This is a genomic window from Treponema endosymbiont of Eucomonympha sp. (assembly GCF_001028545.1).
Genome location: NZ_BBPW01000503.1, coordinates 1 through 530, shown reverse-complemented (window position 1 = coordinate 530; position 530 = coordinate 1). Strand labels below are relative to the sequence as shown.

At 56.8% G+C, this 530-nt stretch carries 1 protein-coding gene; it reads left to right on the top strand.

Translation table 11 applies throughout. The annotated features are described in order from the left end of the window. Nucleotides 1–86: 86 nt before the first annotated feature. The gene (locus tag AWU74_RS07785; RefSeq protein ID WP_059370858.1) at nt 87–419 is read left to right on the top strand and encodes a MoaD/ThiS family protein; all 333 of its coding nucleotides are present in this window, start codon (nt 87–89) and stop codon (nt 417–419) included. Nucleotides 420–530: the final 111 nt, after the last annotated feature.

Below are 530 nucleotides of genomic sequence, written 5' to 3'. Positions count from 1 at the left end.
AGTTGTTTTGAGCCGGAAGAAATCGAACGGGCGCCGGAGGATTCGCGCGGATAGTTCCGCTAACTAAAGAAGACGAGGGATTTTGCATGGCAGTTACGATTTTGATACCGGCGGCGCTTCGCGCTTTTACCGGCCAAAAGTCCGAAGCGTCCGCGTCCGGCGCGACGGTCGGCGAGGCGATACGCGCATTTGCGGACGCCTATCCCGATATACGCAAGCATTTATATCAGGACGAAGGCGGACGGGAAGCGCCCGAATTGCGTTCTTTTATCAACGTGTTTGTAGGCGAAACGAATATCAAAAACCTTGACGGAGTGAACACCAGGGTTTCTGACGGCGACACGATTATGCTTATCCCCGCAATCGCGGGCGGGTGTCGTCGCGCTTATGGGTTTGCGGCGGCGTGGCATCGAGCGTAATCGGTGACCGAGCGCTTCCCGGCTTGTCGAACGGCGAAATCGCACGATACAGCCGTCATCTGCTGCTTGCCGAAATCGGCGTTGAAGGGCAAAAGCGTCTCAAGGCGGCGA